Here is a 17950-nt window from a genome sequence, read left to right as displayed (position 1 = left end):
CCCCTCAAGATCACCTCAAGGTCGCGAACCGGCCTCCTCCATAGGACGAGCGGCGGCGGCCATCTCCGCCAGGACGTCGCCGATCGGGGTGGGGGTGACGCCGAGCGCCTCGCGGGTGGAGGAGGCGTCGAGGACGTTCGGCCGGTCGTACAGGTACAGCATCTCGGGGAACTCGGCCATGATCGAGTCGGTGCGCGCGATCTCCTCCAGCTCGTGCGCCGGCATGTGCCGCAGCCGGGGCTCGGAGACGCCGGCCGCCGCGGCGAGGCGGGCGGCCAGCGAGCGTACCGGCAGGTCCGAGGTGGACGGCACGTGCCAGGCGCGGCCCCAGGACCGCTCGTCGCGGGCGGCGGCGACGAGCGTGCGGGCCGCGTCGCCGGTGTAGGTCCAGCTGTGGGGCGCGTCCAGGTCGCCCGGGTACGAGGCCGGCGCGCCGGCCAGCACCTGGGCCCCCACCATCAGGGTGAACGGCGAGTACGCCCCCGCCCCGAGGAAATCACTGGCCCGCACTTCGGTCACCCGGACGCGGCCGGCCTCGTGGGCGGCCCGGGCGTCGAGCCACATCCGCGCCCTGACCTCGCCCTTGCGGCTCGTCGGCGCCAGGGGCGCCCCGTCGGTGACCGGCCCCTCGACCGGGCCGTAGCCGTAGGTGTTGCCGAGCATGACGTAGTCCGCGCCGCCGCGTTCGGCCGCGGCCAGCAGCGCCGCGGCCAGCGGCGGCCACTCGGCCGGCCAGCGGTCGTAGGGCGGCATGGCGCAGTTGAACAGGACCTCCGCCCCGGCGACCAGCTCCGCCAGCCGGTCGGCGTCGCCGGCGTCGGCCGGGACCCGCTCGATCCGCGGATGAACCGGGCCGCCGCCGCGCCGGGTGACGAGCCGGACCTGCTCCCCGGACTCGGCCAGGAGACGCGCGGCAGCCGATCCGGTGGCTCCGGCGCCGACGATGACGTGCAGGGACATGCCTACCTCCGAGGTACGAGGGGGGTGCGGCTCCACCCTCCACCGAGGCCGATCGCTACGGTAGTGGCCCGAATGCCAAACATCCGGAGGTTCGGGCCATGCGCCGGGTCGCCGTCATCGCCGTCCCACCGGTCACCACGTTCGACCTGTCCATCCCGGAACTGGTCCTCGGCGCGACGACCGTGGACGGCCGGGCCGGCTACGCGGTGCGCGTCTGCACGGCCGAGCCCGGCCCCGTCGCCAGCAGTGGAAGCTTCCAGGTCACGGTCCCGTACGGGCTGGAGATCGTCGCCGACAGTGACACCGTCATCGTCACCGGGACCGGCGCCCGCGACGACGTCGATCCGCGCGTGCTGGAGGTCCTGCGCTCGGCCGCGGACGCGGGCAGGCGCGTCGCCTCGATCTGCACCGGGGCCTTCGTCCTCGCCGAGGCGGGGCTGCTGGACGGCCGCGGCGCCACCACCTTCTGGGCCCGGTCGGAGGAGTTCCGCCGCCGCTTCCCGTCGGTGGACCTACGGCCGGACGTGCTCTACGTCGAGGACGGCGGCATCCTGACCTCCGCCGGCCTGTCCGCCGGCATCGACCTGTGCCTCCATCTCGTACGCAGCGACTACGGCGCCGCCACGGCCAACACCGTGGCCCGGCTCGTCGTGGCCGCGCCGGTGCGTCCCGGCGGGCAGGCCCAGTTCATCGCGTCCCCGCTGCCGCCCGAGACCGGCACCTCGCTGGCCGGCACCAGGGCATGGGCGCTGGAACGACTGCGTGAACCCCTCACCCGGGCCGCCCTGGCCGCCCACGCCCGCACCAGCGTGCGCACCCTGACCCGCCGCTTCCTGGCCGAGACCGGCCTCAGCCCGCTGCAATGGCTGCTCCACCAGCGGGTCGAGCTGGCCCGGGAACTGCTGGAGAGCACCGACCTGCCGATGGACCAGGTGGCGCACCTCAGCGGGCTGGTGACCACGGACTCCCTGCGCCGGCACGTCTCACGCCGGACCGGTCTCACCCCCAGCGCCTACCGGGCGGCCTTCACCCGTCGGCGCGCCGGCGGGTGAGGTCCGCGGCGCGGAGACCTCCGCGAGCCTGGACCGCACCAGCCACAGCCCGGTGAACACGGCGCCCGCCAAGGTCACGACGCCGGCCACCACGAAGGCGCTGTCGAGGCCGCTCTCGAACGACGCGCCGCCCGCCTCCCGGGTGCGGACGACGGCCCCGAGCACCGCCACGCCGAGCACCGCGCCGATCTGCCGGGTGGTGCTGCTGACGCCCGAGGCCAGGCCGCCCTCCTGCGGACTGACCGCCTGGATGGCGGCGCCGGTCAGCGGGGACATGGTCAGGGCGAACCCGATGCCGACGACCGCCAGCCGCCACCACACGTTCCCGTAGCCGGTGTCGGCGTGCGTGAAGCCCAGCGTCAGCAGCCCCGTCCCGGCCAGCGCCAGGCCGGCGGTGACCACGATCCGGAAGCCGTACCTGGCGGCGAAGCGGCCCGCGAACGGGCTGACGACCACCATGGCGAGGGTGGCGGGCAGGGTCCGCAGGCCGGCCACCAGGATCGACGTGCCCTGGACGTACACGAAGAACTGGGAGAAGAAGAACGACGAGCCCATGAGCGCGAACCCCACCACGACCATCGCCGTGTTGGACACCGTGAACAGCCGCTGCCGGAACAGCCGCAGCGGCAGCATCGGCGCCGCACGACGCCCCTCGACCACCACGAAGACGGCCAGGATCACCACCGCGGCGGCGAAGGCGCCCACGATCACGGGCGAGGTCCAGCCGCGGGAGCCGCCCTCGATCAGCCCGTACGTCAGCGCCCCCACGCCCAGGACGGACAGGACCGTCCCCGGGACGTCGATCGCCGGCGCGCCCGGGTTGCGGGACTCCTCCAGGAGGCGCAGACCGGCCAGCAGCAGCACCACGCCGATGGGCGCGTTGACGAGGAAGATGGCCGGCCAGCCGAAGGCGTCCACCAGCACGCCGCCGGCCAGCGGCCCGGCGGCCAGCCCGATCCCGCTGAACCCGGCCCACAACCCGATCGCCTTGACGCGCTCCTGCGGAACGGGATACGCGGCGGCGAGCAGGGCCAGCGAGGCGGGGCTCAGCGCCGCGGCCCCGACGCCCTGCGCCACGCGTCCGGCGATCAGCCAGCCGAGCGAGGGGGCCACGGCGCACAGCACGGACGCGGCGGTGAACACCACGACGCCCGCCAGGAACACCCGCCTGCGGCCGAACCGGTCGGCGAAGACGCCGCCGGACAGCAACAGCATGGCGACCAGCAGCACGTAGGCGTCGACGATCCATTGCAGACCGGTCAGCTCGGTGTGCAGTCGCCACTGCATGTCGGGCAACGCCGCGCCGACGATGGTGCTGTCGAGCAGCACCATGAACTGGCCGACGCAGGCCACCGCGAGCAGCATTCCCCGGTTCGTTCGGTGTGCGGTCACCGCTGTTCCTCTCCTGAGGCGGATGCTGCCGCACGACGATAGTTCGATTATCCCGAAATGTCGAACAATGATATCGTCGGGGGCATGCGATGGCTCCCCGAGCCCGCGCGCGAGTCGCTGACGCTCGCGACGGTGCTGCACGCGCTCAGCGATCCCGTGCGCCTGGAACTGGTGCGGCGGGCCCGGGTCACCCCCGACTCGACCTGCGCCGTTCTGGCCGAGGGCATGGACGTGCCGATGTCGACGCTGACCAATCACTTCCGGATCATGCGCGAGGCCGGAGTGGTCAGCATGGCCGTGGACGGCCGGCACCGGCGGATCCGGGTCCGCGCCGACGACCTGCGCGACCGCCTTCCCGGCCTGCTCGACCTGGTCCTGCGCCTCGCCGAGACGGACCAGGCGCCGGTCTGACCGCGCCTGAGCGCGGCCCGACGCTTGCGAGCCCCCCGCTGAAGGTCAGGCGCCGGCCGGTCGCCGGCCGTCGTCGCCGAGGGAGATGAGCAGCCGGCGCAGCAGCGCAGCCAGTTGGTCGCGGTCGGCGGCGGGCAGGTCGTCGAGGAGCCGGCTCTCGTTCGCGAGGTGATGCTCGACCACCTCGTTGACGAGGCGCAGCCCCGGCTCGGTCAGGGAGATCAGCACCCGCCGCCGATGGTCCGGGTCCACCGCGCGGTCGACCAGCCCCTTGGCCACCAGCCGGTCGACCCGGTTGGTGAGCGCCGCCGAACTCACCATGGCCGCCGCGCTCAGATCTCCGGCGCTGAGGACGTGCGGCGGCCCGGAGCGCAGCAGCGTGGCCAGCACGTCGAACTCCCACGACTCCAGCCCGTGCCGGGCGAACTCCTCCTTGACCGCGCGCTCCAGCAGCCGCGACGCCCGGGAGAGGCGCCCGATGACCGCCATGGGAGAGCTGTCGAGGTCGGGCCGAACCGCCCGCCACTCCTCGATGATCACATCAACTCCGTCCTGCCGGGTCGCGTCGCTCACGCGTGGCCCCTTCCTGGTGAGGCGGCTTCGCCCCGCAGTCTAATCTCTCGACATCGAAATGTTTGACACAGAGACGGATCTCGGTCTAACGTTTCGACATCGAAATTTTTGAGGGAGAGTTGACATGCGTATCTTGATCGTAGGAGCTCGCGGCTACCTGGGCTCGGCCGTCTCCGAAAGGCTGTCGGCCGCGGGACACCAGGTGGTGGCACTCGTTCGTTCCGCCGATCCCGAAGGACGGTACGAGCAGCGGATCGGCGACCTGACCGACCCCGCCTCGCTCACCGCGGCGGTCACGCCCGACATCGACGCCGTGATCAACCTGGCCACGCCCACCGGCGACGCCGACACCGACGCCGCGGCCGTGACGGCGCTGACCGCTCCGCTGCGCGGCACCGGGCGCGCCTTCGTCTACACCAGCGGCGTCTGGGTGCTGGGCGCCACCGGATCGGCGACCGCCGACGAGGAGACGCCCACCGACCCGATCGCGATCGTGGGCTACCGGCCCGGCATCGAACGCCAGGTGCTCGACACCGCCGAGGACGGCGTCCGCGCCACCGTGCTGCGTCCGGGCATCGTGTACGGCCGCGGCGGCGGCATCCCCGCCCTGCTGGTCGGCCTGGCGCGCAGGAACTCCGCGCCCACGGTCGTCGAGGACCCGGCGGTGCGCTGGCCGATGGTGCACGTGGACGACCTGGCCGACCTGTTCGCCAAGGTGGTGGAGCAGGCGCCGGCGGGGACGCTGTGGCACGGCGTGAGCGAGCCGGCGGTTCCGGTACGAGAGCTGGCCGTCGCCGCCGCTCAGGCCGCCGGGGTCGCCGGCGAGCCGAAGGTCTGGCCGCTGGAGGAGGCGCGCAAGGAGCTCGGCGAGCTGTTCGCCGACGCCCTGGCGCTCGACCAGTCGGTCGGCGGCGAGGCGGCACGCGACCGGCTGGGCTGGGAGCCGCGCCACCCGGAGGCCGCCGCGGACCTCCGCGAGGGCTCCTACCGCTGAACCCGACCACCCCGATCCCGCCGCGATCCCGTCGACGTGCTGTCATGATCTTGGTGACGCCTCACCGACGGGATCCGCGATGTCCGCTCGCTCGCTCGTGCTGCCGGCCGCCTCGCTCTACGCGGGCGGCCTCGGCTGCGGTGGACGTGGCTGCGTGGCGCACGCGCCCAGCCCGCGCCCGTACAGGGTCCGGCGCCGGGAGTCCGTCGCCGGCCTGGGGCCGGACATGGTGACCTGGCTCAGCGTCCGCAAGGACGACGGGTTGCTCAACTGCTGAGGGCGTCGCGTCTTCTCGGCCGCATGTCGAAGCAGAAGACGACCAGCAGGAACACGTAGCAGCAGAGCGCGGCCACCGCGCTGAAGGCGCCGATCACGGTCGGCACCAGGTAGGAGACCGGGCCCAGGCCCCAGCGCAGGCGAAGGGCGCGCGCCTCCGGCGGGGTGATGTGCGGGCCCAGGTGGCGGTGGCCGAGCGAGGCGTACCACCACACCGCGTTGTAGAAGATCCCGCCGACCACCAGCACCAGCCCGTAGAAGACGGCCGCCACCCGCTGGGCCGCGCCGTCGCCGCTGTGCAGGGCCTCGGCCAGCACGTGCGTGGGGAACGGCAGGAAGGCCACGTCCATCAGCAGCAGCACGTTGAGCCCGAGCAGCACGCCGTCGGTTCTGCGGATGAAGTGGAACATCCGGTGGTGGTTCATCCAGACCATGCCGACCAGCAGGAACGTGATGGCGTAGGCCACGTACGACGGCCACAGGCTGATCAGCGCGCCCCGCAGGTCGTGCTCCCAGCCCTCGGGCAGGTGGATCTCGATCACCAGCAGCGTGATGGCGATGGCGAAGACGCCGTCACTGAACGCTTCCAGGCGAGATGTACTGATTACGGGGGGATTGTCCGTCACGGCGCAGATCGTATCCGCAAAGGGGACGGGGTCATCGTCCGACGGCGAGCCGGCGCGAGTGCTCCTCCCACGCCGCGGTGAGCCGGTCGACCGCGGACTCCAGGGTCTGCGGGGACTCGGCGAAGGAGAGGCGGATGCCGTGGTGGTGCCGGCCGTCCACGCAGGCGGTGGCTCCCGGGGCGACGATGACGCCGTAGCGGGCGGCCAGGTGCGCGAAGCTCTCGCTGTCGACGACCGGCAGGGAGACCCAGGCCGACAGCCCGGCCCGCGGGATCTCCGCCCGCCAGGCGGGCAGTTGCCGCTCCAGCAGCGCCAGCAGCAGATCCCGGCGGTCACGCAGCGAGGCGCGGAGCCCGTCCTGCCACGCCGGGCCGGCCGCCCCGAGCAGGCGGGCGGCGATGAGCTCGGCCGGCACGCCCGGGCCGGGATCGCCGCCCGAACGCAGCAGCAGCAGGACGTCACGCAACCGCTCCGGCGCCCGGATCCAGCCGACCCGCAGCCCCGCCCAGAACATCGCCGACAGCGAGCCCACGGCGATCACGGAGTCGTCCCGTGCCGCCAGCGGGATCACCGGCTCCCCCTCCTCCCCCAGCTCCAGCCCCGCCCGGGCCAGGTCCTCCACGAGGAGCGCGCCGCCCCGCCGTACCGTGGCGAGCAGCGAGTCGCGGCGTGAGGCGCTGAGGACCGCGCCGGTGGGGTCGTGGGCCGCGGAGTCCACGTAGACCACCGGCGTGCCGACGGCCAGCCGCCGCACGGCCTGCGCGTCGATGCCGAACGGATCCACCGGCACCGCGACGGGGCGGTTTCCCCGTACGGCCGACACGAGCCCCGGACCGGTGGGGCAGCCCGTGATCACCCCGCTGGGGGCCAGCGCGGCGAGCACCAGCGACAGCGCGTGCCGGGCACCGGAGGTCACGATGAGCTGATCCGCCGTGGTCGGCAGGTGCAGCCGCGTCGTGAGGTGGGTGGCGAGCGCGGCGCGCAGCGCGGGGAGACCGGCCGGGTGCAGTCCATGGCCGCGCAGGTCGCGCGGCAGGATGCCGCCGTCGAAGGGCGGCAGGTGATCCACGCCTGCGGGCACCGACAGGGACAGATCGATGATCTCTTCTCGGCCCGCGGAGCCGTCCCGGGCCAGCCGGCGGCGCAGCAGCGCGGAGGCCGCGTCCTCCACCGGAGCGCGCGTCGAGGCGGGGCGCGGGCGGACGAAGGTGCCGGCGCCCTGACGGCGTTCCACCAGGCCGGCGTCCGCCAGCTCACCGTAGGCGCGGACGAGCGTGCCGCGGCTGACCCCGAGCGCGTCCGCCAGCGGCCGCTCGGCCGGCAGCCGGTCCTCCGCGTCCACCAGCCGCCGCTCCACCGCGTCGGCGATCCCCTCCGCGATCCGCCGGTAGTGAGGCCCGGTACGGCACCGCCACCCGTCGAGGGCGATCCGCACCCACCACCCCAGATCATGGTCCATTTCCCAAAATTGGCACTGTCTCGCGCGTTCGGCAACGGACATGCTGGCCGTCGGCGTCCTCGACCCAAGGAGACATCGATGGATCCGAGCCCCACGCTGGCCCGGCGGTTCTGGGAGGCGATCGAGCCCGTCCACGCCGTCGCCTACTTCACCCGCGAACCGGCGGAAGCGGCCCGGGCGATCGGACTCACCGGCTGGTGGATGGGCTACTTCGCGGGCCGGGTCGCCCCGCTCGGACCGGTCGGCGGGGCCGCCGCGGCCGCCCTGTTCTTCGCGTTCTCGCCGGTGAAGCCGGCCCGCGCGCTGCCCGAGGCGTGGGAGCGCGCCGACCCGGGCAAGGTGCTCGACAGCCGGCTCGCCGCGGTGCGGGCGGCGCTCGACCGCGTCCTCCCGCCCACCGGGCCCGACTCCCTGCGCCGCCTCGTCCACCTGCTCGAACGGGCGACCGAGGGGTGCGCCCACGAGGGACGCGCGCTGGCCGCCGCCTGGTCGCGGGTGCCCCGCCCGGCCGACCTGGCCGGCCGGCTCTGGCTCGCCACCACGATCCTGCGCGAACATCGCGGCGACGGCCATGTCATCGCCGTCGTCCATGGCGGGCTCACCGGGCTCGAAGCCTCCCTCACCCATGTGGCCACCGGCAACGTCTCCAGGGAGCTCATCCAGCGCAGTCGCGGCTGGACCGACGCCGAGTGGGACGAGGCCCGACGCAGGCTGGTGGCCCGCGGCCTGCTCGACCGGGACTCCCGGCTCACCAGAACGGGCGGGGCGCTGCGGCGCGAGATCGAGAACGCCACCGACCGGCTCGCCGCCGACCCGGTCGCCACGCTCGGCGAGACCGGCGTCGAGGAGGCGATCCGGCTGGCCGCGCCGATCAGCCGGCACCTCGTCGACACGAACGTCATCCCGGTCCCCAACCCGATAGGAGCGCCCCGCCCATGACCTCCGTCAGGTGCTCGCACCAGGACTCCGTCACCACGATCACCATCGACCGTCCGGCCAAGCTCAACGCCCTGGACTACGCCACCATCGACGAGCTGATGGCCGTGCTCGCCAGGGTGGAGGCCGACGAGGAGGTGCGGGCCGTCATCCTCACGGGCGCCGGGCGGCGCGCCTTCAGCGCGGGGGCCGACATCGGCGACCTCGCCGAGAGCATCGCGGGAGGCGTCGACCGGGCCCTGCGGGACGTCGTACGGCGGGGGCAGGGACTGACCCGCCGGATCGAGACCTTCCCCAAACCCGTCGTCGTCGCCGTCAACGGCCTCGCCTACGGCGGCGGCTGCGAGATCACCGAGGCGGCGCCGCTCGCCGTCGCGGCCGACCACGCCACCTTCGCCAAGCCGGAGATCACGCTCGGCTTCCCGCCGCCGTTCGGGGGTTCGCAGCGGCTGCCCCGGCTCGTCGGCCGCAAGCGCGCGCTGGAGATGATCCTCACCGGTGATCCCGTCGACGCGCGGCGCGCCATGGACCTCGGCCTGGTGAACAGGGTCGTCCCGGCGGAAGACCTGCTCGACGCGGCGCACGACCTGGCGGCGCGCGTCGTCCGCCACCCCGCCACGGCCGTGACGGCATGCCTGGCCGCGGTGACCCGCGGGATCAACGTGCCGATCGACGAGGGCCTGGCCGTCGAGGCGTCCTGGTTCGCGGTCACCGTGCCCACGGAGGGTGTCGCCGCCGGCCTACGGCGCTTCCTCACCCGCGACAGGTGAGCCGTACCGCTGTCCGAGCCAGGAGCCCGGATCGGCGGGCCGCGACAGGCCGCCGGAGAGCGGAAGCCGCACGTCGATCCGCGTGCCGGCGTCCCGGTCGGCCACGACGACGCCGCCGCCGTGCAGCGTCGCCTGCTGGCGGACGAGGGTGAGGCCGAGCCCGGAGCCGGGACTTCCTGCGCGGCGGTGGAAGCGGGCGAAGACCGTCTCGCGGTCGGCGGGCGCGATGCCGGGGCCGGAGTCCCGCACGGACAGGACGGCCGCGTCGCCGCGCACTGACAGCTCCACGATGACCAGGGCCCGGCCCTGGTCGTCGGCGCCGTGGATCGCGGCGTTGTCCAGCAGGTTGTCCACGATCAGCTGGAGTCCTTCGGCCCATCCGCGCACGGGCAGGGCGTCCGGGACGGAGGCGGAGATCGTGGCGCGCGGATGGCGGCGGCGGGCGTCCTCGACCGCCGTGCCGACGATCTCGGCCAGGTCGACCTCGGTGAAGGTCGCCCGGTCGAGCAGCTCCCCGCGGGCCAGCCGGCTCAGCATGGTGATCAGCCGCAGGATCCGGGCGTGCTCGGCGTTCAGGTCCGCGACGACTTCCGTCCGTTCCGCCGGGTCCAGGCCCGGGTGGTCGAGCAGGCCCAGGTTGGCACCCATGCTGGTCAGCGGGGTACGCAGCTCGTGCGCGGCCGTGGCGGCGAAGGCGCGCGCCGTCTCCAGGGCCTCGCCCGTGCGCGCCACCGCCGCGTCGCGCCGGTCCAGCAGCTCGTTGACCAGCCCGGCCAGCTCGTCCACCTCGACGGCTCGCGAGGTGGTGGCCAGCCGGATCGCCGCGCGCGACGGCAGCACGCCGCTCCCGTCGGCCGCGGGCGACGGGAGGCCGATCCGGGCCGCCGCGCGTGGCGGCAGGTCGATCGCCCGGGCCTGCCGGTGCAGCGCCGTCACCGGCCGTACGGCGAGCCGCCCGAGAGCCAGGCCCGCGACCACGCCCACCGCGCACGCGACGAGCGTGGACAGCAGCACGCGCCGGGCGAGCTGCCAGCGCTGCCCGTTCACGTGCGCCGCCGGCTCGAACAGCCACAGCCGGGCCCGCCCGCCCCGGCCGAGGTCCGCCTGCCCAGGGCCCGCCTGCCCGGGGCCCGCCTGTCCGAGGTCGGCCTGCACGAACCGCCACCGCCGCCTGTCCCGGACGAGGTCGGCCGGCCCGGCCACATCTGCCGGGTACGGCCCGCGGGGCAGGTCTCCGACGGCGAACGGCCCGGCCCCGGGGACCTCCAAATACGCCCCGCCCGGGGCCGCCGCGGCCAGCCATTGCCTGAGCGCGCCGGGGGTCATGCCGAGATCGGCCTGTGACGCGTACAGGGAGGCGACCGGTGTCAGCGCGTGCAACCGCGCGACGAGCTGCCGGTCGCGCTCCGCGTACAGGTCGTCGGACACCAGCCGCAGCACGGCCAGCCCGGACAGCAGGACCAGCAGCGGGACGAGCACGGCGAAGCAGACGGCGAACCGGGTGGACAGCCTCATCCCGCGACCGCCGGCGGTGTCCGTAACACGAACCCGACCCCGCGCACCGTGTGCACCAGCCGGGCCTCGCCGCCGGCTTCGAGCTTGCGGCGCAGGTAGCCGACGAAGGTGTCGACGGCGTTGCCGGTCACCTCGAAGTCGTAGCCCCAGACCCGTTCCAGCAGCACCTGCCGGGACAGCACGATGCCGGCGTTGCGCGCGAGGGTCTCCAGCAGGTCGAACTCCCGCCGCGTCAGATCGACCGCGCGGCCGTCGAGGACGACGGAGCGAGTGGCCGGGACGACCGTCAGCGGGCCCACCCGGATCGTCGTGCCGGGAGCGCGACCGGCCCTGCGCAGCAGCGCGCGCAGCCGCAGCACCAGCTCCTCCAGCGCGAACGGCTTCACCACGTAGTCGTCCGCGCCCGCGGCCAGCCCGGCCACCCGGTCGGCGACCTCGTCCATGGCCGAGAGCATCAGCACGGGCACCTCCGAGCCGCGGCCGCGCAGCCGCGAGCACACCTCGATCCCCGACACGCCGGGCATCGACACGTCGAGCACGACCGCGTCCGGAGGCGCGCCGTCGACCAGGTCGAGGGCCCGCCGCCCGGACTCGGCGGTCGTCACGTCGAAACCCTCCAGCCGCAGGCCACGGCGGAGCGAGCGGAGGATCGCCGCGTCGTCGTCCACGGCGAGGATCCTGGGCGCGGTCATCGGTGCTCCTTGGGGATCAGCGGTCTCATGGATTTGCCAAAGAGGTCCTGTTCACTGCCGGCGATCGTTCACCGAGGGAAGAGAGATTCGCGCATGCGGAGGATCCGTACAAGTGTGGCGGTGTTGCTCGCCGTCCTGGCCACAGCGTACGCAGCCGGGAGCGGCGTCGCGGCTGCCTCCGGCGGCAGCACCACCACCGTCCACACGATCACCGTGGACGGGCGGCAGCGGAGCTACCGGCTGCACCGGCCCGCGTCGCTTCCGGCGAAGGCGCCGCTGGTGGTGATGGTGCACGGCGGCTTCGGCTCGGCGCGGCAGGCGGAGACGTCGTACGGCTGGGACGCCGAGGCGGACCGGCGGCACTTCGCCGTCGCCTACCCCGACGGCCCGGCGGCGTGGAACGTCGGCGACGGCTGCTGCGGCAGGCCGGGCAGGGAGCAGGTGGACGACGTCGCCTTCATCACCCGGATGATCGCCGACATCGGCCGCAGGCTGCCGATCGATCCCAGGCGGGTGTACGCCACCGGCATCTCCAACGGCGGCATGATGGCCTACCGGCTGGCCTGTGACACCAGGATCTTCGCCGCCGTCGGTCCGGTGGCCACGACCCGGCTCGGTGACTGCCCCGCGCCCGCGCCGCTGTCGGTCATCCACATCCATGGCCTGGCCGACGAGAACGTCCGCTTCGACGGCGCCCCGGGCACCGGGATCGCCAGGATCGACGGGCCGCCGGTGCCGGAGGTCGTGGCCGGCTGGCGGGCCGTCGACCGCTGCGGCCGCCCCACCGTCACCACGTCAGGACCGGTCACCACCGAATCGGCCCGCTGCGCGCGGGGCCGCGCCGTCACTCTGATCACCATCGAGGGAGCCGGACACCAGTGGCCGGGCGGACAGGTCGTCCGCGACCGGGCCGACCCCCCGTCCAAGGCCCTCGACGCCACCGCGGTCATCTGGGACTTCTTCGCCGCCCACGCCAAGCGCTGACGCCCTGGCTCAAGAGCGGGCCCGCCCCTTACGACGATCGTGAGCTGAGCTCGACGCAGCAGGCGCCCGGCCGGGGAGCCAGCGTCGCCTGCACGGTGGTCGCCCTGAGTCCTTCGCAGTACGCGGCGAGGAAGGCGTGGTTGATCCCGCACACCAGATCGGGGTCCTTGGCCGCGAGGGGGTGGAAGGGGCAGTTGTCGAGCCGGAGGCGGGTCGGCTCGACGCGGGCCGGCTCGAAGCCGTGCTCCTCCAGCACGTGGGCGATGTAGGTGAGGGCCCGTTCGGTGCCGAGCCGGCCGGGCTTGAGCCGGTCGTGCTCCGCTTTCCCGAGCGCGTGCCCGCGGTCGGCCGCGACGCGTACGGCGGCTTGCGGGCCGCTCTCCTCGGGCCGCTGGTGCCGTACGGCCTCCAGCAGGATCTCGGCGAGCAGGCCGTGTTCGCGCGGCGGGATGCTGACCTGAACGTGCAGGTCGGTCGGCTGGTACAGCTTCGGGGCGCGGCCGACCCGGCGGATGCCGTCCGGTTGGGCGTACGTGGCCCTGAGCAGGCCGACCTCGACCAGCTTGTCGAGGTGGAAGGCCGCCAGCTTGCGGGAGATGCCGACGCTGCGCGCCGCCTCGTCGCGGGTCACCGGAGCGGGCGACTGCCGGATGAAGGCGAACATGCGACGCCGCAACTCGTCGTCCAGCGCCGCCACGGCGCGTACCGCGTCGTCCGTCACCCGTTCACAATAACACTCGTCTTCCGTGGGGAAACCTCTTCACCTCGTGGCCTTCAGCGTGATAAAGCTAATAATTGTTAGTGAAATTGGAGGGGGCCATGCCCACGCCGCAGTATCAGGCCAAACGCCCCGTCACGGCACTGGCCGGGCCGTACGGGCATCCGCTGCATCCGATCCTGGTCACTGTGCCGATCGGCGCCTGGGTGACGAGCCTGCTCTTCGACCTCGCCTCACACGTGGTGCCCGATCCGGGCTTCCTGGCCCGCGGCTCGCTGTGGCTGATCGCGATCGGCGTGATCGGCGCGCTGGCCGCCGCCCTGTACGGCATCGCCTGCGCATGGCGGGCCGGCGCGGCGGCGGGAACGGGAGCGGGACCGATGGCGCCGGTCCACATCGCGCTGTCGGTGGTCGCCCTCGCGGCACTGACCGTCTCCGGCCATCTCGGCGGAAAGCTCGCCTACCGCTACGGCCTGCGCGTCGCGGACGAGACCACCCAGGCAGCGGGCTTCCGTTCCTGACCCGCGAAAACCCCGGGCACTCCCGGACCCCCCTCGGAAAGGTTGGTCATCATGGCGGTCGCCGCACTCGTCACCTGGATACTCACCGCGCTCGGCGGCTTCTCCATGCTCGGCATGTGGATCTCCCGCGGCGGGCCCCGCACGCGGGAGTCCCGCCTGCCCGCCCCGGTCGTCTTCGGCCACCTGCTGCTCGCGGCGACGGGACTGGTCCTGAGGATCCATCGCGCCCGCGCCACGAGCACGGCCCCGGAGCGCGCCATCCCCGTCGTCGCCGTCGCGGGACACGGCGTGCCGGCCGTCGCCACGCTCGTCCTCGTCCTGCTCACCACCGTGTCGGGAGGCTGACATGCTGAACGGATCGACCGTCCCGACCAGAGGCGTCGACCTGGCCGCGGCCGAGCTGGCGGCCGGCCAGTTCCTCGACGCCCTGGGCATCCACCTGGACAACGAAAGCCTGCGCGGCACCCCCGGGCGGATGGCGCGCGCCTACGCCGAACTGTTCTCGCCGCGCCCCTTCGAGCTGACCACCTTCCCCAACGACGAGGAGTACGACGAGCTCGTCCTGGTCCGCGACATCCCGCTCCGGTCGGTGTGCGAGCACCACCTGCTGCCGTTCACCGGTGTCGCCCACGTCGGATACCTGCCGGGGCCGCGCATCGTCGGCCTGTCCAAGCTCGCCCGCATCGTCGAGCACTTCTCCTGCCGGCCGCAGGTCCAGGAGCGCCTCACCAAGCAGGTCGCCGAGTGGCTGCAGACCAACCTACGGCCCCGAGGGGTCGGCGTGGTCGTCCGGGCCGACCACACGTGCATGACGCTGCGCGGCGCGCAGTCCCCGGGGGCCCAGACCATCACCTCCACCCTGCTCGGCGTGCTGCGCGACGACGCCCGCTCCCGTGCCGAGTTCCTCTCCCTGGTCAAGCCCTGACCGCGACGGCGCTCGCGCTGCTGTTGCCTGCCGGTGGCCGTGCCGTGATCCCGCCGCGGCATGATCACTGCCATGAAGAAGACGATCACCGCGTTGTCCGTGCTCGCCGCCGTCCTCCTCGTGTCGGCCGCACCCGCCCAGGCGGCCGCGCCGGTAGCTGATCCCGTACGCGCGCTGAAGGCCAAGCTGGTCCCCGGCCACGGCGTGCACTTCACCGAGGTGGCCAACTGGTCCGACGGCGTCGACACGCTGCAGACGGACACCGGCGAGGGCGTGCTGCAGTTCAGCAAGAAGGGCGTGGCCGGCTACGACCTCAAGGGCGCCACCTGGGACGACCAGAAGTTCCGCGTCGTCTCCGTCGGCGACACCGCCTACTACTCGGGCGCCATCTACGAGCTGCCCAAGGGCAAGACCTGGTACGCGACCGGCGGCGGCTCGCTGCCCACCATCTACGGGCAGATCCTCAACCCGGCCGAGCTCACGACGCTGTCGGCGCTGCTCAAGAAGGGCACGAAGGCCGGCAACAAGGTCACCGGAAAGATCACTTTCGCCGACCTGGCCAAGGTCTCGCCGTGGTTCGCCCGCTCGATCCTCACCGAATGGGCCGACGAGACGGAGATCTCCTACACCCTGACGCTGAGCTCGGCCGGCCTGGTGACCAAGCTGTCGAGCTCGTACCGCGCCAAGGACGTCACGGAGAGCTTCTCCGAGTTCGAGGGCGGCATCATCTCCGTCGACACCCGCTACTCCGGGTGGGGCGGCAAGGTGTCGGTCAAGGCCCCGGCCCCCAGGACCGTGACGCACACGCTGCCCGAATGAGGCGGGCGGCCGGCCGTGAGGAAGGCTCGGTGGCTGGATGACCTGGCAGGCCCATGGGGCCTGTCTGGAATCGAACCAGTGGAAGGAAGCCACCGAATGGCCTCACGGCCGGAGCGCGAGGAGAGCGGAAGGACTGGAGATTCTTTTTGGAGAAGAAGAGAAGGAAGCCCTCCCATAGCCTCGCGATCTTCACTGTATCAAGCGGGGATCAGCTCGTGCAGCGTCGCCGGCGTGAACACCCGTGTCCCCTCCGGCAGACCGGCCGGCGCCCGCAGGCCGATGTACGTGGTGTGATCGCTCGCCGAGCCCTTGCGCCGCAGCAGGCCGGCCAGGTACCGGACCCGCAGGTGATCGCGCTCGACGATCGAGCGCACCAGCAGCGAAGACGTGACGCGGCTGCCCTCCACCTGGTTGAAGGAGGGGTGCCCCTTCAGGTAGAGGTGCAGCCACTTCACCCGCCAGGCGCCGTCGTCGCCGCGCAGGAAGGCGAGCGGCAGCGCGACCCGGCCCGCGCCGCGCAGGTCCGACTTCATCCGCACGGTACGCGGCTCGAAGGGCCTGCCCTCCTGCTCCGCCTCCCTGGTCATGTACCCGAAGAACGCCTCCGCCGCCTCGTCGAACGCCTCGCCCGCGTAGATGTGAACCTGCGGGATAACGATCGGCCGGGTGGCCCGGGCGAGCCGGATGTCGATGAACTCGCTCGCGCCGTCGGCGGCGTCGGTGAGGTCGCCGGAGTACACGGCGAAGTCGTTGCCGTAGTTCGTCCACGAGACGTGCTCGGCGTCGCCGTACGAGGCGTCCAGCATCAGCGCCGACAGGTCGTAGTCGGTGCGCCGCTCCGCCTGGCGCCAGTGGACGAAGAAGCGCAGCAGTTCCCCGTCCACCCTCGACAGCGAGCCGCGCGGCAGCATGCCGAGGCCGGGCGCGACGGGCTTGCCGGACAGCGGCAGGGCGACGTCGAGCATCTCGGGATCGACGACCAGCGCGCCCGGGTCGGGCAGGCGCCGGGTGATCTCCTCGTCCAGGACGGCCACGGCCCGCGCCACGACGTCCTCCTCCAGCCGCGCGCGGGTGTCGGCCGTCGTCCAGCCCCGGCCGCGGCGGTTGACGAAGACGCGCCCGGGGGCGGGGGCGAGCCGGTTCTGCAGGTGCTCCCGCAAGGACAGCAGAACCCGGCCGGAGGCGGTCGCCGCGGCCCGCTCGGCGGCGTCGAGCACCCCGCCGGGGTCGGCGCCGGTCCGCAGCAGGTGGTCGAGACGGCGCAGCAGCGCGCCGGGCGCCCTCTCCAGCAGCTCCACCGCGTCACCGGTGAGTCCGGCCGACAGGGCCGCCTCGACCCGGCTGTCGAGGCCGGGCGCCCGGCGTTCCCCTCGCGCGACCTCGAAGACCTGCGCGGCGCGCGAGAACTGCGGGTACTCGTGCGGGTGCAGCCGCTCACCGAGCCGCTTCCACTGCTCCCGGTGACGCGGCACGTCGGCGAGCTTGGCCGGCGCCGCGACCTGGTCCAGGGCCCGCAGAAGGGCGCGGCGCTCAGGACGCCGGAACGAGCGGAACCTGGTGGGCGCGGTCAGCGTGACATCGCCGCCGGAGACGCCGCAGGCGAGCCGGAGCACGTCGGTCACCGTGTCCACGAGCAGCGGCCGGCCCGCGGCCAGGCGCATCTCGTTGATGACCGCGCGGCTCTCCCGCACCGGGACGCGTTCCGGCTCGTCGGCGCAGAAGGCGGCCAGCGTGCGCAGCACCGCCAGGTCCTCGGCCGCCGGCGGCGCCTCCGAGCCCGCCAGGGAGAAGTAGAGCTCGCGCGCCTCCGACTCCAGGCTCGCGCCCAGCTCCAGCACGGTCACCCGGTCGCCGGCCAGCGGGATCAGCTCGGCGTGCGCGGCCAGCAGGTCGGCGTAGCTGTGCTGGTAACGGCCGTAGCCCGGGAGGGCGAGCAGGTCGAGCGTCGCCGGCTGGACGCGCGCGGCGGCGACCGGGTCGAGCAGCGCCTCCCGCAGCAGGCCGGCCCAGAACTCCATCGTGTCGGGCACGTTGCGGGGGAAGTCGATGAAGTACGCGTTGTGCCGCACGTGATCGCCGACGAGATGCCGGACCGCGGCCAGGACGCGCGCGCCGAGATCGACCACAGCCGCTCCGGGCAGCTTGCCCAGGCGGTCGAGCAGGGCCGCCGAGCACGTGAAGCCGACGCTCAGCAGCGCGGCGTCGAGCTGGCGGGCGGCGACCTCTCCCCAGCCGGACTCACCGGTGGGGGCGTCGCCGATGGGGACACGCAGCCGCCGGGCGATGACCAGGCTCTCCAGATCGTCCACGGACCGCACCCTATAGTC

20 protein-coding genes are annotated in these 17950 nt (G+C 73.4%); 11 read left to right on the top strand and 9 right to left on the bottom strand.

Annotated features, from left to right (window positions below; translation table 11 throughout):
• Positions 1–15: 15 nt before the first annotated feature.
• Positions 16–960 (bottom strand): NAD-dependent epimerase/dehydratase family protein, encoded by a 945-nt coding sequence (locus tag HD595_RS21635; protein ID WP_253771753.1) that lies wholly within the window; start codon positions 958–960, stop codon positions 16–18.
• A 98-nt stretch (positions 961–1058) separates the two neighbouring features.
• Here HD595_RS21635 and HD595_RS21630 point away from each other — a divergent pair, with 98 nt between their 5' ends.
• Positions 1059–2012 (top strand): GlxA family transcriptional regulator, encoded by a 954-nt coding sequence (locus tag HD595_RS21630; RefSeq protein WP_253771751.1) that lies wholly within the window; start codon positions 1059–1061, stop codon positions 2010–2012.
• On the opposite strand, the gene HD595_RS21625 is transcribed toward HD595_RS21630, so the two are convergent.
• Entirely contained in the window at positions 1944–3404 is a 1461-nt protein-coding gene (locus tag HD595_RS21625) for an MFS transporter (protein ID WP_253771749.1), read from the bottom strand. The two genes, HD595_RS21630 and HD595_RS21625, sit on opposite strands and share 69 nt — an antisense overlap.
• 84 nt (positions 3405–3488) lie before the next feature.
• Here HD595_RS21625 and HD595_RS21620 point away from each other — a divergent pair, with 84 nt between their 5' ends.
• Positions 3489–3815: an ArsR/SmtB family transcription factor gene (locus HD595_RS21620; protein WP_253771747.1), complete on the top strand. Its 327-nt coding sequence runs from the start codon at positions 3489–3491 to the stop codon at positions 3813–3815.
• 45 nt (positions 3816–3860) lie between these two features.
• Here HD595_RS21620 and HD595_RS21615 read toward each other — a convergent pair whose 3' ends face one another.
• Positions 3861–4388, bottom strand: a complete 528-nt coding sequence (locus HD595_RS21615; RefSeq protein ID WP_253771745.1) for a MarR family winged helix-turn-helix transcriptional regulator — start codon at positions 4386–4388, stop codon at positions 3861–3863.
• Between the two features lie 124 nt (positions 4389–4512).
• Between HD595_RS21615 and HD595_RS21610 the strand changes: the two genes are divergently transcribed.
• The gene (locus HD595_RS21610) at positions 4513–5382 is read left to right on the top strand and encodes an NAD-dependent epimerase/dehydratase family protein (RefSeq protein WP_253771743.1); all 870 of its coding nucleotides are present in this window, start codon (positions 4513–4515) and stop codon (positions 5380–5382) included.
• Positions 5383–5461: 79 nt separating this feature from the next.
• On the top strand, positions 5462–5659 hold the full coding sequence (locus HD595_RS21605; protein WP_253771741.1) for a hypothetical protein: 198 nt from the start codon (positions 5462–5464) through the stop codon (positions 5657–5659).
• Here the strand turns inward: HD595_RS21605 and HD595_RS21600 are convergent.
• Together HD595_RS21600 and HD595_RS21595 are read right to left on the bottom strand one after the other, a co-directional pair.
• Entirely contained in the window at positions 5649–6284 is a 636-nt protein-coding gene (locus tag HD595_RS21600; protein ID WP_253771739.1) for a TMEM175 family protein, read from the bottom strand. The genes HD595_RS21605 and HD595_RS21600 overlap by 11 nt on opposite strands.
• A gap of 31 nt (positions 6285–6315) precedes the next feature.
• Positions 6316–7743: an aminotransferase-like domain-containing protein gene (locus tag HD595_RS21595; protein WP_253771737.1), complete on the bottom strand. Its 1428-nt coding sequence runs from the start codon at positions 7741–7743 to the stop codon at positions 6316–6318.
• 78 nt (positions 7744–7821) lie between these two features.
• On the opposite strand from HD595_RS21595, the gene HD595_RS21590 reads away from it, so the two are divergent.
• Positions 7822–8682: an SCO6745 family protein gene (locus HD595_RS21590; protein ID WP_253771735.1), complete on the top strand. Its 861-nt coding sequence runs from the start codon at positions 7822–7824 to the stop codon at positions 8680–8682.
• Positions 8679–9449 (top strand): crotonase/enoyl-CoA hydratase family protein, encoded by a 771-nt coding sequence (locus tag HD595_RS21585; RefSeq protein WP_253771733.1) that lies wholly within the window; start codon positions 8679–8681, stop codon positions 9447–9449. Before HD595_RS21590 ends, HD595_RS21585 begins: the two co-directional genes overlap by 4 nt.
• Here HD595_RS21585 and HD595_RS21580 read toward each other — a convergent pair.
• Together HD595_RS21580 and HD595_RS21575 are read right to left on the bottom strand one after the other, a co-directional pair.
• Entirely contained in the window at positions 9420–10964 is a 1545-nt protein-coding gene (locus tag HD595_RS21580; RefSeq protein ID WP_253771731.1) for a sensor histidine kinase, read from the bottom strand. The genes HD595_RS21585 and HD595_RS21580 overlap by 30 nt on opposite strands.
• A complete protein-coding gene (locus HD595_RS21575) occupies positions 10961–11656 on the bottom strand; it encodes a response regulator transcription factor (RefSeq protein ID WP_253771729.1) in 696 nt (231 codons plus the stop codon). The genes HD595_RS21580 and HD595_RS21575 overlap by 4 nt, the downstream gene beginning before the upstream one ends.
• Before the next feature lie 114 nt (positions 11657–11770).
• On the opposite strand from HD595_RS21575, the gene HD595_RS21570 reads away from it, so the two are divergent.
• Positions 11771–12640 (top strand): CE1 family esterase, encoded by an 870-nt coding sequence (locus HD595_RS21570; RefSeq protein ID WP_253771728.1) that lies wholly within the window; start codon positions 11771–11773, stop codon positions 12638–12640.
• A 28-nt stretch (positions 12641–12668) separates the two neighbouring features.
• Here HD595_RS21570 and HD595_RS21565 read toward each other — a convergent pair whose 3' ends face one another.
• Positions 12669–13361, bottom strand: a complete 693-nt coding sequence (locus HD595_RS21565; RefSeq protein WP_253771726.1) for a helix-turn-helix transcriptional regulator — start codon at positions 13359–13361, stop codon at positions 12669–12671.
• Positions 13362–13459: 98 nt separating this feature from the next.
• On the opposite strand from HD595_RS21565, the gene HD595_RS21560 reads away from it, so the two are divergent.
• The 4 genes from HD595_RS21560 to HD595_RS21545 all read left to right on the top strand — a co-directional run bounded on the left by HD595_RS21560 (position 13460) and on the right by HD595_RS21545 (position 15623).
• Positions 13460–13879: a DUF2231 domain-containing protein gene (locus HD595_RS21560; protein ID WP_253771724.1), complete on the top strand. Its 420-nt coding sequence runs from the start codon at positions 13460–13462 to the stop codon at positions 13877–13879.
• Positions 13880–13930: 51 nt separating this feature from the next.
• On the top strand, positions 13931–14224 hold the full coding sequence (locus tag HD595_RS21555) for a hypothetical protein (RefSeq protein WP_253771722.1): 294 nt from the start codon (positions 13931–13933) through the stop codon (positions 14222–14224).
• A 1-nt stretch (position 14225) separates the two neighbouring features.
• A complete protein-coding gene (gene folE / locus HD595_RS21550; protein ID WP_253771720.1) occupies positions 14226–14804 on the top strand; it encodes a GTP cyclohydrolase I FolE in 579 nt (192 codons plus the stop codon).
• A 72-nt stretch (positions 14805–14876) separates the two neighbouring features.
• Positions 14877–15623, top strand: a complete 747-nt coding sequence (locus HD595_RS21545) for a hypothetical protein (protein WP_253771719.1) — start codon at positions 14877–14879, stop codon at positions 15621–15623.
• A gap of 197 nt (positions 15624–15820) precedes the next feature.
• Here the strand turns inward: HD595_RS21545 and HD595_RS21540 are convergent, their stop codons facing one another.
• Entirely contained in the window at positions 15821–17932 is a 2112-nt protein-coding gene (locus HD595_RS21540) for a TerD family protein (protein WP_253771717.1), read from the bottom strand.
• Positions 17933–17950 lie beyond the last annotated feature (18 nt).

Source organism: Nonomuraea roseoviolacea subsp. carminata (assembly GCF_024172185.1).
GTDB lineage: Bacteria > Actinomycetota > Actinomycetes > Streptosporangiales > Streptosporangiaceae > Nonomuraea > Nonomuraea roseoviolacea.
Note: the sequence above shows the minus strand (reverse complement) of the source record. Positions and strands in the feature narration are given on the sequence as shown.

What these genes read in the sequence shown, in the direction of transcription:
- HD595_RS21635 (WP_253771753.1), bottom strand. Translation starts at nt 960, where the DNA reads ATGTCCCTGCACGTCATCGTCGGCGCCGGAGCCACCGGATCGGCTGCC.
- HD595_RS21630 (WP_253771751.1), top strand. Translation starts at nt 1,059, where the DNA reads ATGCGCCGGGTCGCCGTCATCGCCGTCCCACCGGTCACCACGTTCGAC.
- HD595_RS21620 (WP_253771747.1), top strand. Translation starts at nt 3,489, where the DNA reads ATGCGATGGCTCCCCGAGCCCGCGCGCGAGTCGCTGACGCTCGCGACG.
- HD595_RS21610 (WP_253771743.1), top strand. Translation starts at nt 4,513, where the DNA reads ATGCGTATCTTGATCGTAGGAGCTCGCGGCTACCTGGGCTCGGCCGTC.
- HD595_RS21605 (WP_253771741.1), top strand. Translation starts at nt 5,462, where the DNA reads ATGTCCGCTCGCTCGCTCGTGCTGCCGGCCGCCTCGCTCTACGCGGGC.
- HD595_RS21595 (WP_253771737.1), bottom strand. Translation starts at nt 7,743, where the DNA reads ATGGACCATGATCTGGGGTGGTGGGTGCGGATCGCCCTCGACGGGTGG.
- HD595_RS21590 (WP_253771735.1), top strand. Translation starts at nt 7,822, where the DNA reads ATGGATCCGAGCCCCACGCTGGCCCGGCGGTTCTGGGAGGCGATCGAG.
- HD595_RS21585 (WP_253771733.1), top strand. Translation starts at nt 8,679, where the DNA reads ATGACCTCCGTCAGGTGCTCGCACCAGGACTCCGTCACCACGATCACC.
- HD595_RS21580 (WP_253771731.1), bottom strand. Translation starts at nt 10,964, where the DNA reads ATGAGGCTGTCCACCCGGTTCGCCGTCTGCTTCGCCGTGCTCGTCCCG.
- HD595_RS21575 (WP_253771729.1), bottom strand. Translation starts at nt 11,656, where the DNA reads ATGACCGCGCCCAGGATCCTCGCCGTGGACGACGACGCGGCGATCCTC.
- HD595_RS21560 (WP_253771724.1), top strand. Translation starts at nt 13,460, where the DNA reads ATGCCCACGCCGCAGTATCAGGCCAAACGCCCCGTCACGGCACTGGCC.
- HD595_RS21555 (WP_253771722.1), top strand. Translation starts at nt 13,931, where the DNA reads ATGGCGGTCGCCGCACTCGTCACCTGGATACTCACCGCGCTCGGCGGC.
- folE (WP_253771720.1), top strand. Translation starts at nt 14,226, where the DNA reads ATGCTGAACGGATCGACCGTCCCGACCAGAGGCGTCGACCTGGCCGCG.
- HD595_RS21545 (WP_253771719.1), top strand. Translation starts at nt 14,877, where the DNA reads ATGAAGAAGACGATCACCGCGTTGTCCGTGCTCGCCGCCGTCCTCCTC.